17 protein-coding genes are annotated in these 21,998 nt (G+C 71.6%); 3 read left to right on the forward strand and 14 right to left on the reverse strand.

What is annotated here, in order from left to right; all coding sequences use genetic code 11:
• Positions 1-48 precede the first annotated feature (48 nt).
• From O7614_RS28090 to prmC, 3 genes are read right to left on the reverse strand one after another with little or no spacing between them, the layout of a single operon-like run.
• Positions 49-660, reverse strand: coding sequence for a phosphotyrosine protein phosphatase (locus O7614_RS28090; RefSeq protein WP_278141416.1), 612 nt, complete (start codon positions 658-660; stop codon positions 49-51).
• The gene (locus O7614_RS28095; protein WP_278142406.1) at positions 661-1,308 is read right to left on the reverse strand and encodes an L-threonylcarbamoyladenylate synthase; all 648 of its coding nucleotides are present in this window, start codon (positions 1,306-1,308) and stop codon (positions 661-663) included.
• Positions 1,308-2,255, reverse strand: a complete 948-nt coding sequence (gene prmC / locus O7614_RS28100) for a peptide chain release factor N(5)-glutamine methyltransferase (protein ID WP_278141417.1) — start codon at positions 2,253-2,255, stop codon at positions 1,308-1,310. The genes O7614_RS28095 and prmC overlap by 1 nt, the downstream gene beginning before the upstream one ends.
• Before the next feature lie 72 nt (positions 2,256-2,327).
• On the opposite strand from prmC, the gene O7614_RS28105 reads away from it, so the two are divergent.
• A complete protein-coding gene (locus O7614_RS28105; RefSeq protein WP_278141418.1) occupies positions 2,328-3,875 on the forward strand; it encodes a GGDEF domain-containing protein in 1,548 nt (515 codons plus the stop codon).
• A 110-nt stretch (positions 3,876-3,985) separates the two neighbouring features.
• On the opposite strand, the gene prfA is transcribed toward O7614_RS28105, so the two are convergent.
• Together prfA and rpmE are read right to left on the reverse strand one after the other, a co-directional pair.
• Positions 3,986-5,074 (reverse strand): peptide chain release factor 1, encoded by a 1,089-nt coding sequence (gene prfA, locus O7614_RS28110; protein WP_278141419.1) that lies wholly within the window; start codon positions 5,072-5,074, stop codon positions 3,986-3,988.
• A 123-nt stretch (positions 5,075-5,197) separates the two neighbouring features.
• Entirely contained in the window at positions 5,198-5,422 is a 225-nt protein-coding gene (rpmE, locus tag O7614_RS28115; protein WP_278141420.1) for a 50S ribosomal protein L31, read from the reverse strand.
• Between the two features lie 275 nt (positions 5,423-5,697).
• Here rpmE and O7614_RS28120 point away from each other — a divergent pair, with 275 nt between their 5' ends.
• Complete coding sequence (locus O7614_RS28120) at positions 5,698-6,594, forward strand: AAA family ATPase (RefSeq protein WP_278141421.1); 897 nt, start codon at positions 5,698-5,700, stop codon at positions 6,592-6,594.
• 211 nt (positions 6,595-6,805) lie between these two features.
• On the opposite strand, the gene rho is transcribed toward O7614_RS28120, so the two are convergent.
• The 9 genes from rho to argS all read right to left on the reverse strand — a co-directional run bounded on the left by rho (position 6,806) and on the right by argS (position 21,087).
• Positions 6,806-8,893 carry a transcription termination factor Rho gene (rho, locus tag O7614_RS28125; protein WP_278141422.1) on the reverse strand — a complete coding sequence of 696 codons (2,088 nt, stop codon included), beginning with the start codon at positions 8,891-8,893 and terminating at the stop codon, positions 6,806-6,808.
• A 295-nt stretch (positions 8,894-9,188) separates the two neighbouring features.
• Positions 9,189-10,133 (reverse strand): homoserine kinase, encoded by a 945-nt coding sequence (gene thrB / locus O7614_RS28130; RefSeq protein ID WP_278141423.1) that lies wholly within the window; start codon positions 10,131-10,133, stop codon positions 9,189-9,191.
• A gap of 64 nt (positions 10,134-10,197) precedes the next feature.
• Positions 10,198-11,442: an MFS transporter gene (locus O7614_RS28135; RefSeq protein WP_278141424.1), complete on the reverse strand. Its 1,245-nt coding sequence runs from the start codon at positions 11,440-11,442 to the stop codon at positions 10,198-10,200.
• 11 nt (positions 11,443-11,453) lie between these two features.
• Positions 11,454-12,095: a polysaccharide deacetylase family protein gene (locus tag O7614_RS28140; protein WP_278142407.1), complete on the reverse strand. Its 642-nt coding sequence runs from the start codon at positions 12,093-12,095 to the stop codon at positions 11,454-11,456.
• A gap of 10 nt (positions 12,096-12,105) precedes the next feature.
• The gene (locus tag O7614_RS28145) at positions 12,106-15,384 is read right to left on the reverse strand and encodes an efflux RND transporter permease subunit (RefSeq protein ID WP_278141425.1); all 3,279 of its coding nucleotides are present in this window, start codon (positions 15,382-15,384) and stop codon (positions 12,106-12,108) included.
• Between the two features lie 140 nt (positions 15,385-15,524).
• Entirely contained in the window at positions 15,525-16,574 is a 1,050-nt protein-coding gene (thrC, locus tag O7614_RS28150) for a threonine synthase (RefSeq protein ID WP_278141426.1), read from the reverse strand.
• A 139-nt stretch (positions 16,575-16,713) separates the two neighbouring features.
• Positions 16,714-18,024: a homoserine dehydrogenase gene (locus O7614_RS28155; RefSeq protein ID WP_278142408.1), complete on the reverse strand. Its 1,311-nt coding sequence runs from the start codon at positions 18,022-18,024 to the stop codon at positions 16,714-16,716.
• An 8-nt stretch (positions 18,025-18,032) separates the two neighbouring features.
• Positions 18,033-19,418 (reverse strand): diaminopimelate decarboxylase, encoded by a 1,386-nt coding sequence (lysA, locus tag O7614_RS28160; RefSeq protein WP_278141427.1) that lies wholly within the window; start codon positions 19,416-19,418, stop codon positions 18,033-18,035.
• 1 nt (position 19,419) lies between these two features.
• Positions 19,420-21,087, reverse strand: coding sequence for an arginine--tRNA ligase (gene argS, locus O7614_RS28165; RefSeq protein ID WP_278141428.1), 1,668 nt, complete (start codon positions 21,085-21,087; stop codon positions 19,420-19,422).
• Positions 21,088-21,184: 97 nt separating this feature from the next.
• Between argS and O7614_RS28170 the strand changes: the two genes are divergently transcribed.
• The gene (locus O7614_RS28170) at positions 21,185-21,994 is read left to right on the forward strand and encodes a DUF3105 domain-containing protein (protein ID WP_278141429.1); all 810 of its coding nucleotides are present in this window, start codon (positions 21,185-21,187) and stop codon (positions 21,992-21,994) included.
• The last annotated feature ends 4 nt before the right edge of the window (positions 21,995-21,998 follow it).

The raw sequence follows: 21,998 nt of genomic DNA on the forward strand, positions 1-21,998 counted from the left end.
CGTTTAGCCCCTGGTTTTCCCCAAACCCGGAGGAAACTCGCACCGCACTCAGGGCAGCAGCGCGCCGGCCAGCGGGTGGACCGTCTCCTCGATCTCGTCGGCGACCCGGCTGAAGCACTGGTCGCCGCGACCCCACGGGTCGTCGAGATCATCGGTGGGCAACGCCGACGCCCCCAACCGGGCGTCGTGAGCCGCCGTTACCAACGCCACACCCCGGGCGTACACCGCCTCCGGGGTCGCCTCGCCCGACGGCAACGCGGTGGCGTCCACCGCGGCCAGCAGCCGGCCGAACTCACCCAGCACGAACGTGCGGGCCGCCGCGTCCGGCCGCAGCGCCACCACGTACTCCTGCTGGTCGGCCGTCGCGGTCAGCACCAGGTCGGCGGCGTCGATGTGGTCCGAGCGCAACTTGCGGGCCGCGAACCCTTCGACGTCACCACCACGGCCGGTCACCTGCCGCGCCGCCGGCGGGTTCATCTCCTCGCCCGCGTGCCAACCGCCCGTTCCCGCGCTGTGGCTGTGCACCAACTCCTCGGCCCGGGCCGGATCCTCCGCACGCCGCGTCAAACGCTCCCGCACCGCCAGAGCGAGCAACCGCTCCGCCATCGGCGAACGGCAGATATTGCCCATGCAGACGTGCAGAACCGTGAACGGGGGCACTCAGACCGCCCGACCGTCGACGAGATCCGGCACGACGTCCCGCAGCTTCTCCAACGGGATCGCCCCCGCCCGCAGCAACTGCGGCACCTCACCGGTCAGATCCACGATCGTGCTGGGGACCGGGTCCGGGCAGGGCCCGGCTTCCAGGTAGGCCCGCACCGAGTAGCTGAGCTGGTCACGCGCCTCCTCGGCGGTCACCGCGGCGGGCTGCCCGGTCTTGTTGGCCGATGACACCGCCATCGGACCGGTCTCCCGCAGCACCTCCAGCGCCACCGGGTGCAACGGCATCCGCACCGCCACCGTGCCCGTCTTGTCGCCCAGGTCCCACTGCAGGCTCGGCGAGTGCTCGATCACGATCGTCAGAGCACCCGGCCAGAACGCCTCCACGAGGTCACGAGCGGCCGTGGGCAGCGAGAAGACCAACCCGTCCAGGGTGTGCCGCGAGCCGATCAGCACCGGAGGCGGCATCTGCCGACCCCGGCCCTTGGCATCCAGCAGCGCCTTCACCGCGTACGGAGTGAACGCGTCCGCGCCGATCCCGTAGACGGTGTCCGTCGGGAGGACGACCAGCTCGCCGTTCTTGACCGCCTCGATCGCCGCAGCGATGCCGCGGTCCCGGTCGGCGGGCGACCGACAGTCGTAGAGCATCACGAGGAGTCAGTCTGCCACGCCGGCCCGACCGGGGCGCCCTGGCCGTCCGCCCGTCGGGACGCGGTGGCGAAGCGAGGGCGCCCGGCGAGGTCCCGGTGCTCAGCGACAGCGCTGAACCAACCGTCCTCGGCGAGCAGCCCGGGCACCGCCGAACCGTGCGTGTCGTCGTGCTCGACCCCGAACGCGCCACCGGGGCGCAGCAGCGCCGCCGCTCGCGTGACGACCGGCCGGATCACCGCCAGACCGTCGGTGCCCCCGAAGACCGCCTCCGCCGGATCGTGCCCGGCCACTTCCGGCGGGACCACCACGTCGTCCGGTACGTACGGCGGGTTGCAGAGCAGCACGTCCACCCGGCCCACCAGCTCCGCGAGCAGATCCGGCGCGGTCACGTCGGCCTCGACCACCTCGATCGGCCGGTCCCCCGCCCGGGCCCGCTCCGCCGCGTTGCGCCGCAACCAGGCCAACGCCGCCGGGGACCGTTCCACAGCGATCACCCGCGCCGCCGGCAACTCCTGAGCCACCGCCAGCGCGATGGCGCCCGAGCCACTGCACAGGTCGACCACCACCGGCTCGGGCCGCCCCCGAGCCTGCTCGACACCCCACCCGGCCAGCAGCTCGGTCTCCGGCCGGGGCACGAAGACACCCGGGCCGACCAACAGCTCAAGGTGCCGGAAACCGGCCCGACCGATCAGATGCTGCAACGGCTCCCGCCCGGCGCGACGACGCGTCAACTCGTCGAGCCGCGCCACCTGGTCGTCGCCGAGATCATCGGCGAGCGCCAGCCGACCCCGGGGCAGCCCGAGCACGTACGCGGCCAGCAACTCGGCCTCCACCCGGGCCGAGCCGACCCCGGCGGCGGCGAGCACCCGGGCCGCTCGGGCCACCGCGGCGGACGGCCGGACGGGACCTGTCCCTTCGGGGGGGTGTTGCGGCAAAGTACTCACGACATAATCATGAAGCGTCGCGGGCGACGTGACGAACGGGTGCGCCGAGGGCGCACGGCAGGAGGTTGGCGGGTGGGCTGGCTCGACCGGGTCGATGACCAGGTTGATGCGCTCACGCGCGCCCGGGCATTGCAGGAGGCCAGCCGTTCTGCCGAGGCGTACGTCCTGCTGGAGCGTGTGATCCGCACCACCAACGACCCGGCAGCGCGGGCGGACGCGATGGTGCAGCGCCTCTCCGCGCTGATCAATCTCGGTCGGACCGCGGAGTTCACCCGGGCCATCGAGGAGGCCTCCGCGGCGGTCCGCGACCTTGCCGAGCCATACCTGCACGGGCACCTCAACGCGCTGGCCGCTCTCGCCGCCCACCACCAGGGCGCACTGGACCGCTGCGTCATGCACCTCGTCAGAGCCGCCCGCGCCCTCGGCGCGGTGGAGGACCCGGACCGGGACACCGCGTGGGGCTGGCACGACCTGGCGATGGCCTACAGCTACCTCAGCTTCCACGGATACGCCCTGGGCGCCATCGAGCGGGCCCGACAGCTCGGGATGACCGCGGGGATCCCGGAGGAGACGTTCGCCGCGCCGGGCATCCGGTTACGCAACGCGGTGGCACTGGACCACAACGGCGACAGCGACGGTTGCCTGCGGGTGCTCCGGGACGTGGCCTCCGACCTGGCCCGCTTCCTCCGCACCGGGCGCGCCGGCCACCTCCGCCCGAGCAGCCTCGCCGCGTACGGCTACGCGGCGGCTCGACAGGCAGCCCTCGGCGACCATGTGGAGACCAGCGGGGACGCCGAGCCGGCCCGGTTGATCAGCCACGGTGGGGACAGCGCCCGCGCCCGCGACATGCGTCAGCTCGGCCAGGTGTGCCTCGCCGTGGCCGACGGGCGGCCGATCGAGGCCGTCACCCGGCTGGACACCGTCCAGGTGTCCAACGAGACGCTCGGGGCGGCCGAGCCGGCCCGGCTGCGCAGCATCGCGCTGACCCGCGCCGGTGACCACCCGGCGGCACACCGGGCCGACCGTCTGGCGTTCCGGCTCGCCGCCCAGCGCAACGACCGGCTGCGTGACGTCTACATCGACGGCATCGCGGCCCGTATCGACCACGAGGAGATGCGCCGCGAGGCGGCCCGTTTCGAGGGCGAGGCGTTGACCGACCCGCTGACCGGGCTGCCCAACCGGCGTCGGCTGGAGCGGTACATCACCGCCGTGGTCACCCGGGGCGAGCGGGTGGTCATCGGCGTCTGCGACCTGGACGGCTTCAAGGCGGTCAACACCCGGCACGGGCACCACTCGGGTGACCTGGTGCTCCAACGCATCGCCGGCGTCATCAACCGGGTGATGCGCCGCGGCGACTTCGTGGCCCGCTACGGCGGTGACGAGTTCGTGGTGGTGCTGCCGGACACCAACATGGCCGAGGCCGCCGAGGTGGCCCGCCGGATCGAGGCTGCGGTCCGACTGGAGGACTGGGAGTCGCTGGTGCCGGGGACGCCGGTCGGGGTGAGCATCGGCTTCGCGGAGGTCTCCGGCGGCAGCGGGTTGCGCGACGCGCTGAGCCTCGCCTTCGAGCTGGCCGACCGGGAGATGCTCCGGGCCAAGTCCCGCCCCCGCGCGAGCTGATCACCCGTCTCACCGCGTCGATCAAGGAGTTGTGGTGCCTCACGAAAGCCCTGCAGCGTGACAATTCGCCCACCACGGCTCCATGATCGACTTGGGCACGCCGCCTCAGCTCACCGGCGGGTCAGCTCGGTGTCGCCGGCGAGCCGGGCGGCGCGGTCGGCCTCGGTGAGGGCGTCCAGCACCCCGTCCAGTTCGCCGGCGAGCGCCAGATCGAGGTTGTACGCCGTGTAGCCGATCCGGTGGTCGGTGATCCGGTTCTGCGGGAAGTTGTAGGTGCGGATCCGCTCCGAGCGGTCCACCGTACGCACCTGCGCCTTCCGGGCGTCCGAGGCGGCGGCGTCGGCCTGCTCCTGCGCGTTGGCGAGAAGTCGGGCCCGCAGGATCCGCATCGCCTGCTCCCGGTTCTGCAACTGGGACTTCTCGTTCTGGCAGGAGACGACGATGCCGGTCGGCAGGTGGGTGATCCGCACCGCCGAGTCGGTGGTGTTCACCGACTGGCCGCCCGGGCCGGACGAGCGGAACACGTCGATGCGCAGGTCGTTCTGGTCGATCGTGACGTCGACGTCCTCGGCCTCGGGCAGCACCAGCACCCCGGCGGCACTGGTGTGGATCCGCCCCTGCGACTCGGTCACCGGGACGCGTTGCACCCGGTGCACGCCGCCTTCCCACTTGAGTCGCGACCAGACGCCGTTGCCGCCGTCCGGCACACCCTTGGTCTTGATCGCCAGCGAGACGTCCTTGACCCCGCCGAGGTCGGAATCCTGTGCGTCGATCACCTCGGTGACCCAGCCGTGCCGCTCGGCGTAGCGGGTGTACATCCGGAGCAGGTCACCGGCGAACAGCGCCGACTCCTCACCGCCCTCGCCGGCCTTGATCTCGACGATCACGTCCTTGGCGTCGTGCGGGTCACGCGGAATGAGCAGCTCGGCGAGGCGTTCCTCCAGCACCGGCAGGGACGCGGCGATGGACTCCGCCTCACCCGCGAAGGAGGCGTCCTCAGCGGCCAGCTCGCGAGCCGCGACGAGGTCGGCGCGGGCCTGTTCCAACTCGCCTGCCGCCTTGTGCAGCGGCACCAGCTCGGCGTACCGGCGGCCGACCCTGCGGGCCGTGGCCTGGTCGGCGTGGATGGCCGGATCGGCCAGCCGCTTCTCCAGCTCCGCGTACTCGTCGAGGAGGCCGGCCAGACGCTCGCTGCTCATGCTGCGGTGCTCCTTCGACGGTGCGCGGCGGGCCGGACTGGCCGGCGGCCGGGCGGAAACTGGGTGAAACACGGACGGCGCCCGTGTCCGGCGGAAAGCCGGACACGGGCGCCGAACGAGGAGCTACTTGGCCTTCTTGGCCTGAACCTTGGCGTACTTCTGCTGGAACTTCGCGACCCGGCCGGCGGTGTCGAGAACGCGCTGCTTACCGGTGTAGAACGGGTGGCAGGCGCTGCAGGTCTCGACGTGGATCGCCCCGCCCTTGGCGGTGCTGCGGGTCGTGAACGTGTTGCCACAGGAGCAGCTGACCTCGGTGGTCGCGTACTCCGGGTGGGTGTTTGCCTTCATCTCGCCTCGGTCCTCTCGTTGGTGGTCGCCGGGTCGCCGTCATCGCTCGTCGCGCCGTACGCGACGGGCTCGGGCGTGAACCGGAACCGGTGGCCGATTGACCAGTGTGCCATGGGCCTGAGCCGACCCGGTAGTCGGGCCGCACACCTCGTCCGGCATCGTCAACACGTGCCTCCCCATCCGCATTCCCGCCGCCCGACGGGGCATTCGCCCACCCGGCGGACCACCACCGGGTACCCCGAACGGGGTACGCCCGCTGAGCGGAAGGCGTGCCGATGACCCGCCTGATCGCCACCCGGGGACTGCCCGCCTCGGGTAAGACGACGTTCGCCCGCACGCTCCAGCCGTCCGTGCTCCGGGTCAACCGTGACGACCTGCGGCGGATGCTGCACGGGGAGCGGCTCTTCACCCAGTGGGCCGAGGCCCAGGTGACCGTCGTACAGCGGGCCCAGGTCGAGGCGCTGCTGCGGGCCCGGGCGGACGTCTGCGTGGACGACACCAACCTGCGCGCGCGGACACTGCGGGGCTGGGCCGATCTGGCCGCCCGCTGCGGCGCGGATTTCGAGGTGCACGACTTCACCGACGTGCCGCTGGCCGAGTGCCTACGCCGGGACGCCGCCCGGCCGGCAGTCGACCAGGTCGGCGCGGAGGCGATCCGCCGGCTGCACGAGCGCTACCTGGAGGGGCGGGCGCTGCCGTTGCCGGTGCCGCAGGCCCGCACCGGACGCCCCGCCGTCGCACACCCGCCGTCGACCGAACCACCGGAGATCGTCCTGGTGGACATCGACGGCACCGTCGCGCTGGCCGTGTCCCGCAGCCCGTACGACATGACCCGGGTCGGCGAGGACCAGCCGAACACGGCGGTGATCGCGGCGGTCCGGGCGATGCACGCCGCCGGGTACGGGGTGGTCTTCTGCTCGGGGAGGGACGACTCCGCCCGCTCGGCCACCGAGGCGTGGCTGGCCAGACACGTCCGGGTCCCGTACCTCGGCCTGCACATGCGGGCCGTTGGCGACACTCGCAAGGACTCGATCGTCAAGCGGGAGATCTACGACCGGGAGATCCGCGACCGTTACCGGGTGGCCGGCGTCTTCGACGACCGCGTCCAGGTGGTCCAGATGTGGCGGGCCCTCGGCCTCACCGTCTTCCAGGTTGCCGACGGCGACTTCTGAGACGGCCTCAGCACGGGCTCGTGCCGGACAACCAGGTCGCCCTCGCACCCGCCGCTGCTCCACCGCGGCCCCGCCGCCCCCGACCGAACCACCCTCCCACCCGAGCCGCGAGGCTTGGTGGGGCCAGGCCCGGGCCTGATCGACGAGTCCCATGACGAAGGGGCACGGCCGTGACGGCCGTGCCCCTTCGTCGTCGGTCAACCGGAGAGGTCTACTCCCCCGGCGTCGACTTCGCGATCTGCATCAGGAACTCGATATTGGTGCGGGACTGCTTGAGCCGGTCCAGCAGCAGGTCCATGGCCGCCTGCGAGTCCAGCGAGTGCAGCACCTTCCGGAGCTTGTGGATGATGGCCAGCTCTTCGGGCGCGAGCAGGACCTCTTCCTTACGCGTACCGGACGGGTTGATGTCGATGGCCGGGAAGGTGCGCTTGTCGGCGATCTTCCGGTCCAGCTTCAGCTCCGCGTTACCGGTGCCCTTGAACTCCTCGAAGATGACCGTGTCCGCCATGGAACCGGTCTCCACCAGCGCCGTGGCGATGATGGTCAACGACCCGCCGTTCTCGATGTTGCGGGCCGCGCCGAGGAAGCGCTTCGGCGGGTAGAGCGCGGTGGAGTCGATACCACCCGACATGATCCGGCCACTGGCCGGAGCAGCCAGGTTGTACGACCGACCGAGCCGGGTCACCGAGTCGAGCAGCACGACCACGTCGTGTCCAAGCTCGACCAGGCGCTTGGCCCGCTCGATGGCCAGCTCGGCCACCGTGGTGTGGTCCTGCGGCGGACGGTCGAACGTGGCCGCGATGACCTCGCCCTTGATCGACCGCTGCATGTCGGTGACCTCTTCGGGCCGCTCGTCCACCAGCACCACCATCAGGTGGCACTCCGGGTTGTTGCGGGTGATCGCGTTGGCGATCGCCTGCAGCACCATCGTCTTACCCGCCTTGGGCGGCGACTGGATGAGTGCCCGCTGGCCCTTGCCGATCGGCATGACCAGGTCGATGACCCGGGTGGTCAGGATGTGCGGCTCGGTCTCCAGGCGCAGGCGCTCCTGCGGGTAGAGCGGAGTGAGCTTGTAGAACTCCGGTCGACGCCGGGCCTCCTCCGGCTCCATCCCGTTGATCGTGTCCAGGCGCATCAGCGGGTTGTACTTGTCCCGCCGCTGGTCGCCGCTGTTTCCACCCTCGCGGGCCGCCCGCACCGCACCGGTGATCGCGTCACCGCGGCGCAGACCGTACTTCTTGATCTGGGACATCGAGACGTACACGTCGTTCGGGCCGGCCAGGTAGCCGGTCGTCCGCACGAAGGCGTAGTTGTCGAGCACGTCGATGATGCCGGCCACCGGGACGAGCACGTCGTCCTCGCTGACCTGCGGCTCGCGCCCACCGGTGTCGCCACCGGTCTCGGTGCGCTCGCCGCGCCCACGGCGACGGTCCCGGAAACGGCTGCGCCGGCCGCGCCGACCACCGCCCTCGCCGTCGTCGTCGTCGCTGTCCCGCTCGGCACGCTGACCCCGGTCGTTGCGGTCGTTGCGGTCGTTGCGGTCGTTGCGGTCGGGTCGGTCGTTGCGCTCGGCCCGCTCACCCCGGTCGGTGCGCTCGGACCGGTCGTTGCGCTCGGACCGGTCGTTGCGCTCGCCCCGATCGCCACGCTCGGACCGGTCGTTGCGCTCGCCCCGATCGCCACGCTCGGACCGCTCACCGCGGTCGGCACGCTCGCCCCGCTCGGCACGCTCGCCCCGCTCGGCACGCTCCGGACGCTCGGCCCGCTCGCGGCGGTTCTCGCCACGGTCGGCCCGCTCGCCGGCTTCCGCCTCATCGGTGCGCGTCTCGGCCGCACGCGTCTCACTCGCACGCGCCTCGGCGGGGCGCGCCTCGGTGGCACGGGCCTCCGCCGTTGCGGTCCGGCTCCGCCGGGTGCGACCACGGCCCTCGGTCTCGGTGGCCGGCTCGGCCGACGCCTGCTCGGCACCGCGCCCTTCGGCTGCCGGCCGGTCGGCGGTCTCCCGCACGTCGGCGCGCACACCCTCACGGGTGGGAGCGGCCGCGGCCGCGACCTCGGCCCGTGGTCGAGGGGTCCCGGCGGCGTTGCCGCCCTGCCGCTCGGAGATCGCGGCGATCAGCTCGCCCTTGCGCATGCGAGCCGTGCCGGAGATGCCGAGCGACGCAGCCAGGCTCTGCAGCTCTGGCAGCAGCATCGCCGACAGACCGGTGCCGCTACGCCGACGACGGGCGGGAGCGGCGGCGGTGGCATCGCCAGCGACGTTGGAAACATCCGACGTCACGTCGGTGGTGTCGCTCAATGGATTCCTTCCCTCGATAAGGCCGGGACTGCCCGGAGTCGGAACTCAGGTGGCCGGGCGGCCTCGGTGCACCCGCCTCGCAAGGACGCGTCGCGGGAGTCTGTGACACAGCAGCCGGTGGTTTCCCGACTCACCAACGTCGGTGAGCAGGTCTCGCCGTCTGCGGCGACCTGTGGAAACTGCGGCGCGGCGTGGGCCTTGGCAGGGGTTGACGGGCTGACCGCCGAGAGCTTCGGGGGTGCGCCGCCCCGCAGGAGATCGCGTGCTTCGCGGCTGTGCTAGGTCTAGAGCGTAATCAACTCTTCCGACCTGCGGCAACAGGGTCCCGCTCGGCGTGTCCCAGTCTACCCCGGGCAACCCGCGCGCCGCTGACGTCTATCGGTAACTGCCAGATCTGCCAGTCTGTTCCCACCGGAAAGCTCGCTGGAGGCTCGCTGAGCGCCAGCACAGTCGGACCGGCCCCACTGACCACAGCTGCCACACCGGCCGCTCGCAACGCGCTGACCAGGGAAGACGTAGCCGGCATCCCGGCCGCGCGGTAATCCTGGTGGAGCCGGTCGACGGTGGCCGGCACCAGCAGCGTCGGGTCGGCGGTGAGAGCGTGCACCAGCAACGCGGCCCGTCCGGCGGTCAACGCGGCGTCGCCGTGCGGAACGGAAACCGGCAGGGCGGCCCGTGCGCTGGCGGTAAATCCGCGCTCCGCCGGCACGAAGACGACCGGCCGAACCCCGTCGGCGACCGGCAGGGACACCGCCCGGGCACCTGTCGACTCGGACCAAGCCACGGTGAAGCCCCCGAGGAGGCAGGGCGCGACGTTGTCGGGATGGCCCTCGATCTCGGCGGCCAGCCGGAGCACACCGGCCTCGTCCAGCCGGCTCTCCCCGCCGGTGACCAGGGCGCGGGCCAGTAACACCCCGGCGACGATCGCGGCGGACGAGGAGCCGAGCCCTCGTGCCTGGGGGATCCGGTTGACACACTCCACGCTCAACCCCTCGGGCTGGGCGCCGAGGACGTCGAAGGCGGCACGCATGGCCCGCACCACCAGGTGCCGGTCGTCGTCGGGCAGCTCGCCGGCACCCTGCCCGGTCACCGTCACCCGGACCCCACCCGGCGCGACCTCGGCGGCGAGGTCGTCGTGGAGCCCGAGGGCGAGACCCAACGCGTCGAAGCCGGGGCCCAGGTTGGCGCTGGTCGCGGGGACCCGGACCCGAACCGGCCCGGCGGTGAAGTTCGTCGGCACGCGCTCATGCTAGGGCCCGGCACCGACGATCCGGTCCCGCGTCCGCAGCCTGGGACCGCCCGGTTCAGCCGGCGGCGCCCGCGACCGGGTCGGCGGCCGGGTCGGTGAGCGAGAGTCGACGGGTGGCGATCCGCCAGCCGACGGCGTAGACGAGGGTGATCAGCCCGCAGCCGGCGAGCACGACCCGTTCGTCGACCACGTCGACCACCAGGGCCACCACCAGTTGGCTCACCGAGATCGCCAGCGTCGCGAGCATCATGTCGGTGGCGAAGACGCGCCCACGCAGGTGGTCCGGGACCTCACCCTGGAGGGCGAAGTTGGATATCACCCAGTTGCTGCCGCCCGCGAAGTGCGCCACAAAGACCAGCAGCAGCACCAGCGGGAACCACCGGACGACCGATGTGCCCAGGTAGGACAGCCCGTAGAACGCCATGGACAGCGCGAGCCCGGGCAGGAGCCAGGCTCGGTTGGTCAGCACCCGACGCATCAGGATCGGGCCCACCAACGCCCCGGCTCCGCGTACGGCGAAGAGCAGACCGGCGCCGAGCGGGCCGACGCCGTACACGCCGGCCAGCAACGGAAACACGGTCAGCACGCCGTTGCCCAGGCCGACCGCCGACTTCACCGTGACCAGCGCGAGCACCCGAGGCCGGTGCCCGATGTAGCCGAGCGCCTCGCGGACTGCCGCCCAGGTCCGCTGGACCGGACGGTTCGCGTCCCGGGGTGCCTGGAGAGGCCGGCGGATCCGGGTGGCTAGGCCCGCGGCCAGCACCAGGCCCACCGCCGCCACCCAGAAGCAGGCGTACGGGCCGGCGACGGTGCTGAGCACGCCGCCGAGCGAGGCACCGACCACGGTCATGGTGCCCCAGGCGGAGCCGGCCACGGCGTTGCCGGCGGCCAACTCGTGCGGCTCCAGCACGTTGGGCAGCGCGGCCTGGGCGGCCGGCGAGTAGAACGCCTTGGCTACCGCGACAACGCCGATCGCGACCAGCGCCAACCAGGCGGTTCCCGCGCCCCGGACTCCGAGCAGCAGCAGTACGCCGGCGAGCGCGGCCACGTTCGCGGCGATCATGATCTTGCGTCGGTCGAAGCGGTCGGCGATCGTGCCGGTGTACGGCAGCAACAGCGCCACGATGCCGGTGTCCACCGCCAACACCAGTGCGCCCCAGACTCCGCTGCCGGTCAGGTGCGGCAGCAGAACCAGCAGCGGCACCATGACGAACCAGTCGGCACCGAAGACCACCAACTCGGCGAGGAAGAGATTGCGGAAGCTCCGATTGCCGGTCAGAACAGAGAGGGTGGACGCCACGGAGCGGCACCCTACCCGGCCGGGGTCGGGGCTACACCTGCTCCCAGCAGCGCGGAGACGGTGACGAAGGTGTAGCCGCGGGCCCGCAGTCCGTTGATCATGTCGGTCGGGCCGTGCAGCGCGACCAGACGCCGGAGCGCGCCGACATCGTGACCGAGCACAATCGTTCCCGGTCGGACATCGGCCACGATGCGTCGGGCGTGGCCGGTGGGATCGTGAGGGAACTCACGTTCCACCTTCTGCAGCGTCGAGAGCACCAGTCGATAGTCCAGCCGGGCAGCCACGTGCAGCACCGCCCCGGCCAGATGGCCGTACGGCGGGCGGAACAGGCGGGGTGGCACACCGGTCACCTCGGCGATGGCGTCGTGACTGCGGCGCAGATCGTCGTACGCCTCAGCGGCGTCCAGTTCGGCCAGGTCCCGGTGTTGCCAGCTGTGATTGCCCACCTCGTGCCCGGCGAGCCGATCACGGATGAGGTCGGCGTGTCGCCGGATCCGCTCGCCGACCAGGAAGAAGGTGGCCGGCACCTGGTGCTGGGCCAGGGTGTCGAGCACCGTCGGCGTCCACTGTGGCGCAGGGCCGTCGGATCGGAGTGTCGTGGCCGGAGGAACCCGAAACGCCCCCGACAGACCCTGTCGGGGGCGTTTCGAGATGCGGCCGGACCTACTCCGTGGGCTCCGACGGAGGCAGCGGCGAGGTACGACTACGAGGCAGCCGCAGCACCTCGAACTGGTCCGTGCCCTCCACCAACGCGGCCGACGGGGCGGGACGCGGAGCCGGCTTCGTACCCTCGGTCGTGGCCGGGGTCGACGCGCCACTCGGCACCGCGACCTGGTTCGGGGCAGCAGCCTCGTCGGTCTCCGCCGAGTCCACCGCCGACTTGCCGGGCCGCCGCCGGTCACGCCGGCTCCGCAGCGACTCCTTGGTGTGCTCCACCATGGTGTACAGCGTCGGTACCAGGATCAGCGTGAGCAACGTCGAGCTGAGCAGACCACCGATCACCACGACCGCCAGCGGCTGCGAGATGAAGCCGCCCTCACCGGTCAACCCGAGCGCCATCGGCAACAGCGCGAAGATGGTCGCCACGGCGGTCATCAGGATGGGACGCAGTCGGCGTCGGCCGCCCTCGACCACCGCCTCCCGGACACCCATGCCCTGCGCACGGTACTGGTTGATCAGGTCGAGCAGCACGATCGCGTTGGTCACCACGATGCCGACCAGCATCAGCACACCGATCAACGCCGGTACGCCGAGTGGCGTCCCGGTGATCAGCAGCAGGCCGATCGCGCCGGTCGACGCGAACGGAATGGAGATCAGCAGGATCAGCGACTGGGTGAGGCTGCGGAACGTCGCCACCATGATCAGGAAGACGATGGCGATGGCGGCCAGCACCGCCAGGCCCAGGTCACCGAACGCGTCGGCCTGGTCCGCGCTGACGCCACCGATGGTGAAGCTGGCACCCGGCACGTCGATGCCGTCCAGGCGCTTCTGCAACTCCTTGCTGGTCGCGCCCAGGTTCGATCCGGTGGCCGCGCCGGTGACCGACACGCTGCGCTCACCGTCGATCCGGGTGACCTGCTGCGGCCCCTCGCCCTGCGTCACGTCCGCGATGTCGTCCAGCTTGACCGGACCCACCGGCAGTGCCCGCAGTTCCTCCACCGTCATCGGCGGCTTCGTTCCCAGCCGCAGCACCACGTTCTGCTGCTGGCCGTCGAGCGCGACCTGCCCCAACGGCGCGCCCCGGAACGCCTGCGACACCAACTGCCCGACAGCGGCCTCGGTGAGCCCGGCCCGTCCGGCGGCGACCCGGTCGACAGTCACGTCGACCCTCGGCACCCGCTCGGCCAGGCTGGTCGAGACGTCCTCGACGTCCGGGACACCGGCCATCGCCGCCCGGGCCTCCTCGGCGGCCCGGGTGAGCACGTCCGGGTCGCTGGCCTGGACGATGACCTCGAGCTGGCTGGTCGACGCCTCCTGCCCACCGCCGAAGCTGATCTCACCCACGCCGGTGCCGAGCTTGTCGAACTCCTTGCGCAGCACCTCGCGCATCTGCTTGGCGTCGGTCTCACCGTCGAGCGCCAGCGACCAGTTCGCGACGTTGTTGCCGCCGCCACCCGCCCACGGGTTGTCCCCGGCGCCGGCGGTGACCTGGTACGTCTCGACGCCCTTGGTGCGGGACAGCACCGACTCGACCTGCTTGGCCGCCGCGTCGGTGGCCGCCAGCCCACTGCCGGCCGGCAGCTCCTGGCTCATGTTCAGGGTGTCCTGGCCGGAGTCGTCCAGGAAGTTGGTCTCCAGCTTCTGCGCCAGGCCGAAGGTGCCGAAGAGCACCAGCAGACCGACCCCGACGGTGATCCAGCGGGTCGACCGCTTGCGGGTGGCGAAGCCGATCACCGGTAGGTACGCCCGCTGCAACGGGCTGCGCAGCTCCTTCTCCTCCGCGACACGTCGCACCGCCTCGTCGTCCGCGGTGCCGCCGCGCGGCTTGAGGAACCAGTACGCGAGCACCGGGATCACGGTCAGCGACACCAGCAGTGACGCGAGCAGGGCCACCGTCACGGTGATCGCGAACGGCGCGAAGAGCTGACCCACGAACCCGCCGACCAGCGCGATCGGCGCGAACACCGCCACCGTGGTGAGGGTGGACGCGGTCACCGCTCCGGCTACCTCTCGGACGCCGGTGATGATGGCGTGCCGCTTCTCCTCGCCGTACTCGAGATGTCGTTTGATGTTCTCCAACACCACGATGGAGTCGTCCACCACCCGGCCCACCGCGATGGTCAGCGCGCCGAGGGTGAGCAGGTTGAGCGAGTAGTCACCGATCCAGAGGGCGATCAGTGCCACGAGTACGGAGAGCGGGATGGAGACCGCGGTGACCACCGTCGAGCGCACCGACAGCAGGAAGACCAGGATCACGATGACCGCCATCACCAGGCCGAGCAGGCCCTCGGTGGTCAACGACTCGATCGACTTCTCGACGAACGGCGCTTGGTCGAAGACGACCGTCAAGTCCGCGCCGGAGGCGTCCTTCAGGTCGGCGAGCCGGTCGCGGATCTCGTGTGAGATCTGCACGGCGTTGCCGTCCGGCGCGGCGGTGACGGCGACGCCGAGGCTGTCCTTGCCGTTGGTACGGGTGATCGCGGTGGCCGGGGCGAGCTGCTGCTCGACCGTCGCCACGTCGCCGAGGCGGACGGGTGCCGCGCCCGGGGCGACCACGATGCCCCGCAGGTCCTCGATGGTGCCGATCGGCGAGCCGACCTGGACCGGGAGGGCCAACGCCCCGCTGGTCACCGCGCCGGCGGGAACCGCCACACCGTTCGTCTTCAGCGCCGCGCCGATCGCCGTCGGCTGGAGCTGCGCCGCCGCCAGCTTCGCCGGGTCCGGGGTGACCACCACGACGTCGTCACGGGTGCCGGTCACCTCGACGGTGCGTACCCCCTCGATGCCCTCCAGTTCGGGCACCACCGTCGCGCGTAGCTTCTCGGCGAGCGCCCGCTCGTCGGCCGTGCCGGCCGCGGCCAGCACCACCGCCGGAAGGTCGTCAGTGCTACCCGCGATGACCTGCGGGTCGACGCTCTCCGGCAGCTGGGCGTCGATCCGGCTCAGCGCGGTCTGCATCTTGTTGACCACGTCGTCCAGGTCGGTGCCGAACTCGTACGTCACCTGGACGGTGGCCGACCCCTCACGGGACGTGGAGGTGACCTTGTCGAGCCCGGGGATGCCCTGGAGGGCGTTCTCGATCGGCTCGGTCACCTGGGACTCGACGATCTCGGGACCGGCACCGGGGTAGGCGGCCACGATGAACGCGGCCGGGAACTCGAGCGACGGCAGCAGTTGCTGCTTCAGCGACGGCACGGCGAACGCTCCGAACACCGTGGTCACCACCGCGATGAGGGCGATCAGCCCTCGGTTGGCGAGGCTGAATCTGGCGAGCAGCGACATCGGCCTGGTTCACTCCTGAACGAGAATGCGGGCGGGGATACGTGAAAGTGTGCCGGACACGATCACCAGAACCCCCGCCGCCCCCAGCCCGTCCCGAGGACCGGCCGGCCGCGCCGGTCACCGACCCGGCAGCGGCGCGCTCAGGCCAGATCGAGAGCGCGGGCCGCCGCCATCGGGTCGTTCGCGATGGTCAACGGGGCCGGCGCGGTGGAGATCGCCCACTCCGGGTCCTTCAACCCGTGGCCGGTCACCGTGCAGACCACCGTCGAACCGGGCGGCACCGCGCCCGCCGCGGCCTGTTGGAGCAGGCCGGCCACGCTGGCCGCGCTGCCCAACTCGACGAAGACCCCGACCTCCCGGGCGAGCAGCCGGTACGCGGAGAGGATCTCCCGGTCGGTCACCGCGGCGATCAGCCCACCGGAGGCGTCCCGGGCGTCCAACGCCTTGGTCCAGCTCGCCGGGTTGCCGATCCGGATCGCCGTGGCGATGGTCGACGGCTCCGGCACCACCTGGCCGGTCACGATGGGGGCCGCCCCGGCGGCCTGGAAGCCGTACATCTTCGGCGTCCGGGTGGTGGTGCCAGCCTCCCGATCTTCGGCGTAGCCCATCCAGTAGGCGGAGATGTTGCCGGCGTTGCCGACCGGCAGGCAGTGGATGTCAGGGGCGTCACCGAGCGCCTCGACGATCTCGAACGCGGCGGTCTTCTGGCCGTGCAGCCGGTCGATGTTGACCGAGTTGACCAGTGCGACCGGGTGGTCCTGGGCCAGCTTCGCGGCGAGCGACAGGCAGTCGTCGAAGTTGCCACTCACCTGGAGGAGTTTCGCGCCGTGCACCAGCGCCTGGGCCAGCTTGCCCAACGCGATCTTGCCCTGCGGCACGAGCACCGCGCAGGTCAACCCGGCTCGCGCCGCGTATGCCGCGGCGGATGCGCTGGTGTTGCCGGTGGAGGCGCAGATGATCGCCTTGTTGCCGGCCTCGACCGCCTTGGACACCGCGAGGGTCATGCCCCGGTCCTTGAACGAGCCGGTCGGGTTGGCACCCTCCACCTTGAGGTGCACGTCGCACCCGAGCCGGGCGGACAGCACCGGCGCGGGCAACAGCGGGGTGTTCCCCTCGTGCAGCGTGACGACCGGCGTGGCCGCGGTGACCGGCAGCCGATCCCGGTACGCCTCGATCAGACCCCGCCACATGTCGTCTCTCCTCGCCTCTACCACCGCGCCGACCCGGCATCAGGGCCACCTTGGACCAGCCTTCCGCAGCGGTCGATGGCACACCCCGGCTTACCCAACTGGCGGGACGCGCGAGCCGTCCCGTCGATGGTCCAACGACTCAGGCGCCGCCCTCGACCCGCAGCACACTGGTCACCGACCGGACAATGTCCAGACCGCGCAGCTCGCCCACGGTCGCGGCGAGCGCGGCGTCCGGTGCCACATGGGTGACGATGACCAGCTCCGCGTCGCCGTCGCGGCCGGGAGCCCCACCCGCGGAGCCCTGCCGGACGGTCGCGATCGAGACGTCGTGCCGGGCGAACACGCCCGCCACCGAGGCCAGCACACCCGGGCGGTCGGCCACGTCGAGGCTGACGTGGTAGCGGGTCAACGCCTCGCCCATCGGTCGTACCGACAGGTCCGCGTACGCGCTCTCGCTGGCCGCGCGCACCCCGGCGAGCCGGTTGCGGGACACCGCGACCACGTCACCGAGCACCGCGCTCGCGGTCGGCGCGCCCCCGGCGCCCCGGCCGTAGAACATCAGCTGCCCGGCGGCGTCCGCCTCCACGAAGACCGCGTTGAACGCGTCACCCACGCTGGCCAGCGGGTGGCTGCGCGGGATCATCGCCGGGTGCACCCGGACGCTGACGGTCTCCCGGCCGGCGGGGTCGACGCCCCGGGCCGCGATGCAGAGCAGCTTGATCGTGCAGCCCATCGCCTGGGCGCTGGCCATGTCCGCGGCGGTCACCTCGGTGATGCCCTCCCGGTGCACGTCGGCCGCGCCGACCCGGGTGTGAAACGCCAGCGAGGCGAGGATCGCCGCCTTCGCCGCCGCGTCGAAGCCCTCGACGTCGGCGGTCGGGTCGGCCTCCGCGTACCCCAGTGCGGTTGCCTCTTCCAGGGCCTCGGCGAAGCCGGCGCCGGTCGCGTCCATCGCGGAGAGGATGAAGTTGGTGGTGCCGTTGACGATGCCGGTGACCCGGTTGATCCGATCCCCGTGCAGCGACTCGCGCAGCGGGCGCAGCAGCGGGATGGCCCCGGCCACGGACGCCTCGTAGTAGAGGTCGCCGCCGCCCTCGGCCGCCGCCTCGTGCAGGGCCACGCCGTCCTCGGCGAGCAGCGCCTTGTTGGCGGTGACCACGCTCTTGCCGGCGCGCAGCGCCTCGACCAGCCAGCCGCGGGCCGGCTCGATGCCGCCGACCACCTCGACCACCACGTCCACGTCGTCGCGCTTGATCAGGCCGAGCGCGTCGGTGGTCAACAGGTCCTCGTCGACCGGCAGGTCACCGCGGTCGCGGCCGAGCCGACGCACGGCGATGCCGGCGATCTCCAGCGGAGCGCCGATCCGCGCGGCCAGGTCGGCCGACTGCTCGTGCAGCAGGCGGACCACCTCCTGGCCGACAGTGCCGCAGCCGAGCAGCGCCAAGCGCACAGGTGACGTCATCCAACATCCAATGCGAGCAGGTCCTCTTCGGTTTCCCGCCGGACGATCAGGCGTGCCTGGCCGTCGCGTACCGCGACCACCGGTGGACGCGGTACGTGGTTGTAGTTGCTGGCCATGCTCCGGCAGTACGCACCGGTGCCGGGCACCGCGACAAGATCTCCGGGCTGCACGTCGGCGGGCAGGAATTCATCCTTCACCACGATGTCCCCGGACTCACAGTGCTTTCCCACCACGCGGGCAAGCATCGGCTGCGCGCCGGAGGCACGCGAGGCCAGCGTCGCCGAGTAGGACGCGTCGTACAGGGCGGTGCGGATGTTGTCGCTCATGCCGCCGTCGACGCTGACGTACGTCCGGATGCCGTCGAGGTCCTTGACAGTGCCGACCTCGTAGAGGGTGAACACGGCCGGCCCGACGATGGCCCGGCCCGGCTCGATCGACAGGTGCGGCACGGCCAGGTTCTCCGCCGCGCACTCCGAGTCGACGATCTTGCGAAGCCGCTTGGCCAGATCCTGCGGTGTGGCCGGGTCGTCCTGGGAGGTGTACGCGATGCCGAAGCCGCCGCCGAGGTCCAGCTCGGGCAGCTCCACCCCGCGCGCGTCGCGGATCTGCGCCTGCAGGGCGAGCACCCGGCGGGCCGAGACCTCGAAGCCGCTGGCGTCGAAGATCTGCGAACCGATGTGCGAGTGCAGGCCGCGCAGCTCCAGCACGCCTTCGTCGAGGATCTTGAAGGCGGCGTTCGCGGCGGCACCGCCCGCGAGGGAGAAGCCGAACTTCTGGTCCTCGTGGGCGGTGGCGATGAACTCGTGGGTGTGCGCCTCGACGCCCACCGTCACCCGGACCAGCACCCGGGGCCGCACCCCCCGCTCGCGGGCCAGCGCGGTGAGCCGGTCGATCTCGGTGAACGAGTCGACGATGATCCGGCCCACCCCGGCGTCCAGCGCCCGACCCAACTCGGCGACCGACTTGTTGTTGCCGTGGAAGCCGATCCGCTCCGGCGGCATCCCGGCCGACAGCGCGGTGGCCAGCTCACCACCGGTGCAGATGTCCAGGTGCAGCCCCTCCTCGGCGATCATCCGGACCACCGCGCGGCAGAGGAACGCCTTGCCCGCGTAGAAGACGTCCTCGGTCGGGAAGGCCGCCCGGAAGTCGCGGCAGCGCGAACGCAGGTCGTCCTCGTCGAGGACGTACACCGGGGTGCCGAACTCGGCCGCGATGTCGCGGACGCTCAGGCCCGCGACGGCGACCGCGCCGTCGGCGCCGCGCGTCACGCTGCGTGGCCACAGCGCCGGCATCAGGGCGTTCACGTCCTCCGGGGTACGCAGCCACGCCGGCCCCTGGTTGCTGATGTCCGCGTGCAGCGCACCAGCCTCGTGAGCCCGCATGTCACATCCTCTCGGGAGCGGAGACGCCGAGCAGGTGCAGGCCGTTGGCGATCACCGTGCGGGTGGCGTTGTTGAGCCACAGCCGGGCGCGGTGCAGGTCGGTGACGTCCTCGTCACCCAGCGGCAGCACCCGACAGTTGTCGTAGAAGCGGTGGTAGGAGGCGGCCACGCTCTCCTCCAGGTAGCGGGCCACCCGGTGCGGCTCCCGCAGCTCGGCGGCCGTGGCCACCACCGCGGGGAACTCGGCGAGCGCCTTGAGCAGCTCGTTCTCCTTCTCGTGGTCGAGCAGCTCGGGACGGAACGCGTCGGCGTCACCCGGGACCAGCCCCACCTCGGCGGCGTTGCGGGCCACGCCCGCCGTCCGGGCGGCGACGTACTGCACGTAGTAGACCGGGTTGTCGCGGGTCGCTCGGGTCCACAGCTCGATGTCGATGTCGATCGGGGAGTCGCTGGAGTAGCGGGCCAGCGCGTACCGGGAGGCGTCCACGCCGATCGCCTCGACCAGGTCCTCCAGCGTGATCACCGTGCCGGCCCGCTTGCTCATCCGCATCGGGGCGCCGTCGCGCAGCAGGTTGACCAGCTGCCCGATGAGGATCTCCAGGTTGCGTTCCGGGTCGTCGCCGAAGCAGGCGGCCATCGCCTTCATCCGGCCGATGTAGCCGTGGTGGTCGGCACCCAGCATGATCACGACCCGCTCGAAGCCGCGCTCCCGCTTGTCCAGGTAGTAGGCGCAGTCCGCGGCGAAGTACGTCCACTCGCCGTTGGACTTACGCAGCACCCGGTCCTTGTCGTCACCGAAGTCGGTGGTGCGCAGCCAGGTCGCGCCGTCGGACTCGTAGAGGTGCCCCTGTGCGCGCAGCCGGTTCAACGCCAGGTCGAGTTCACCCCGGTCGTGCAGGTCCTTCTCGTTGAAGTAGGTGTCGAACTCCACCCCGAAGTCCCGCAGCGAGGAACGGATCTCGTCGAACATCAGCGCGACGCCCTCGACCCGGAACACCTCCTGCGCGGCGTCGTCGTCGAGCGAGCGCACCTCCGGCCGGCGGGCCTGCACCTCGGTGGCGATCTCGGCGATGTACGCGCCGCCGTAGCCGTCCTCCGGCGCCGGCTCGCCCTTGGCGGCGGCCAGCAGCGACCGGGCGAAGCGGTCGATCTGCGACCCGGCGTCGTTGAAGTAGTACTCCGTGCCGACGTCGGCGCCGGTGGCCCGCAGCAGCCGGCTCAGCGCGTCACCGACGGCCGCCCAGCGAACCCCGCCGATGTGCACCGGGCCGGTCGGGTTGGCCGAGACGAACTCCAGATTGATCTTCTCGCCGGCGAGTCGGTCGCTGCGGCCGTACTCCGCGCCGGCCTCGACGATCACCCGGGCGAGCTGACCGGCGGCGGCCGCGTCGAGCCGGATGTTCAGGAAGCCCGGCCCGGCGATTTCCACCGATTTGACACCCTCCGCCCGGCCCAGTTCGTCGGCCAGCGCGGTCGCCAACTCCCGCGGCGGAACACCGACCTTCTTGCTCAACTGCAGCGCGAGCGTCGAGGCGTAGTCGCCGTGCTCGGGGTTGCGCGGTCGCTCCACCACCGTGCTCGCCGGCAACGCGGCGCGGTCCAGCCCACGCTGCTCGAAGACGGCGTGGGCGGCGGTAAGGACGACCGAGGCTAGTTCTGCAGGAGTCACCCAACCATGTTATCGGGGGTAGACTCGGGCACTCGGCGGCTCCCCTGCGCGTCATCCGGCCCGCCACTCCCCTGACCGACCGACTTGACGAGGCACGATGAGCATCAGCACCCCGGGTGGCCCTGAGCGCCGCCCGACCGTGGTCAGCACCGGCAAGAAGCCGGCCGCGGGCCGGCCGGCGTCCGGCGCCAAGGCCGGTTCCGGCAAGCCGGCGGGTAAGCCGTCAGGCACGCCCCGGGCAGGGGGCAAGGGCCCGCGCAAGCCGATCACCCCGGTCAAGGTGAGCCAGGGTCGGGCCTGGGGTCCGATCGCGCTCTTCGTCGCGGTGGGTGTGCTCGCGGCCGGCATCATCGGGTACGGCGCCTGGGCGTCGTTCCAGGGCTCCAAGCCGTGGGACAAGCGGGCCAACGCCATCGACGGCATCGTCAACATCCGCAAGTCCGACCCGGACAGCCTGAAGTACGAGTCGCACAAGTCCGGGCCGCTGACCTGGAACTACTCGCCGCCGGTGGGCGGGGTGCACAACGCCGCCTGGCAGAACTGCATGGGCGACGTCTACGACGCTCCGATCGCCAGCGAGCACGCGGTGCACAGCCTGGAGCACGGCGCGGTGTGGATCACCTACCGCCCGGACCTGCCGCAGGACCAGGTCGAGAAGCTCGCGAGCAAGGTGCGCGGCGTCGAGAAGACGCTGATGAGCCCGTACGAGGGCCTGGACAAGCCGATCTCGCTCCAGGCCTGGGGCTACCAGCTCAAGCTCGACAACGCCGACGACAAGCGGATCGACGAGTTCATCAAGGACCTGCGGGTGAACGCCTCCGTCGAGGGCCCCACGGCGCTCTGCAACACCGGCATCACCGCCACCGGCACCACGCCGCGTGAGCTCCAGCAGCAGCCCACCCAGTAAGGAC

The organism is Micromonospora sp. WMMD961 (genome assembly GCF_029626145.1).
Lineage (GTDB): Bacteria > Actinomycetota > Actinomycetes > Mycobacteriales > Micromonosporaceae > Micromonospora.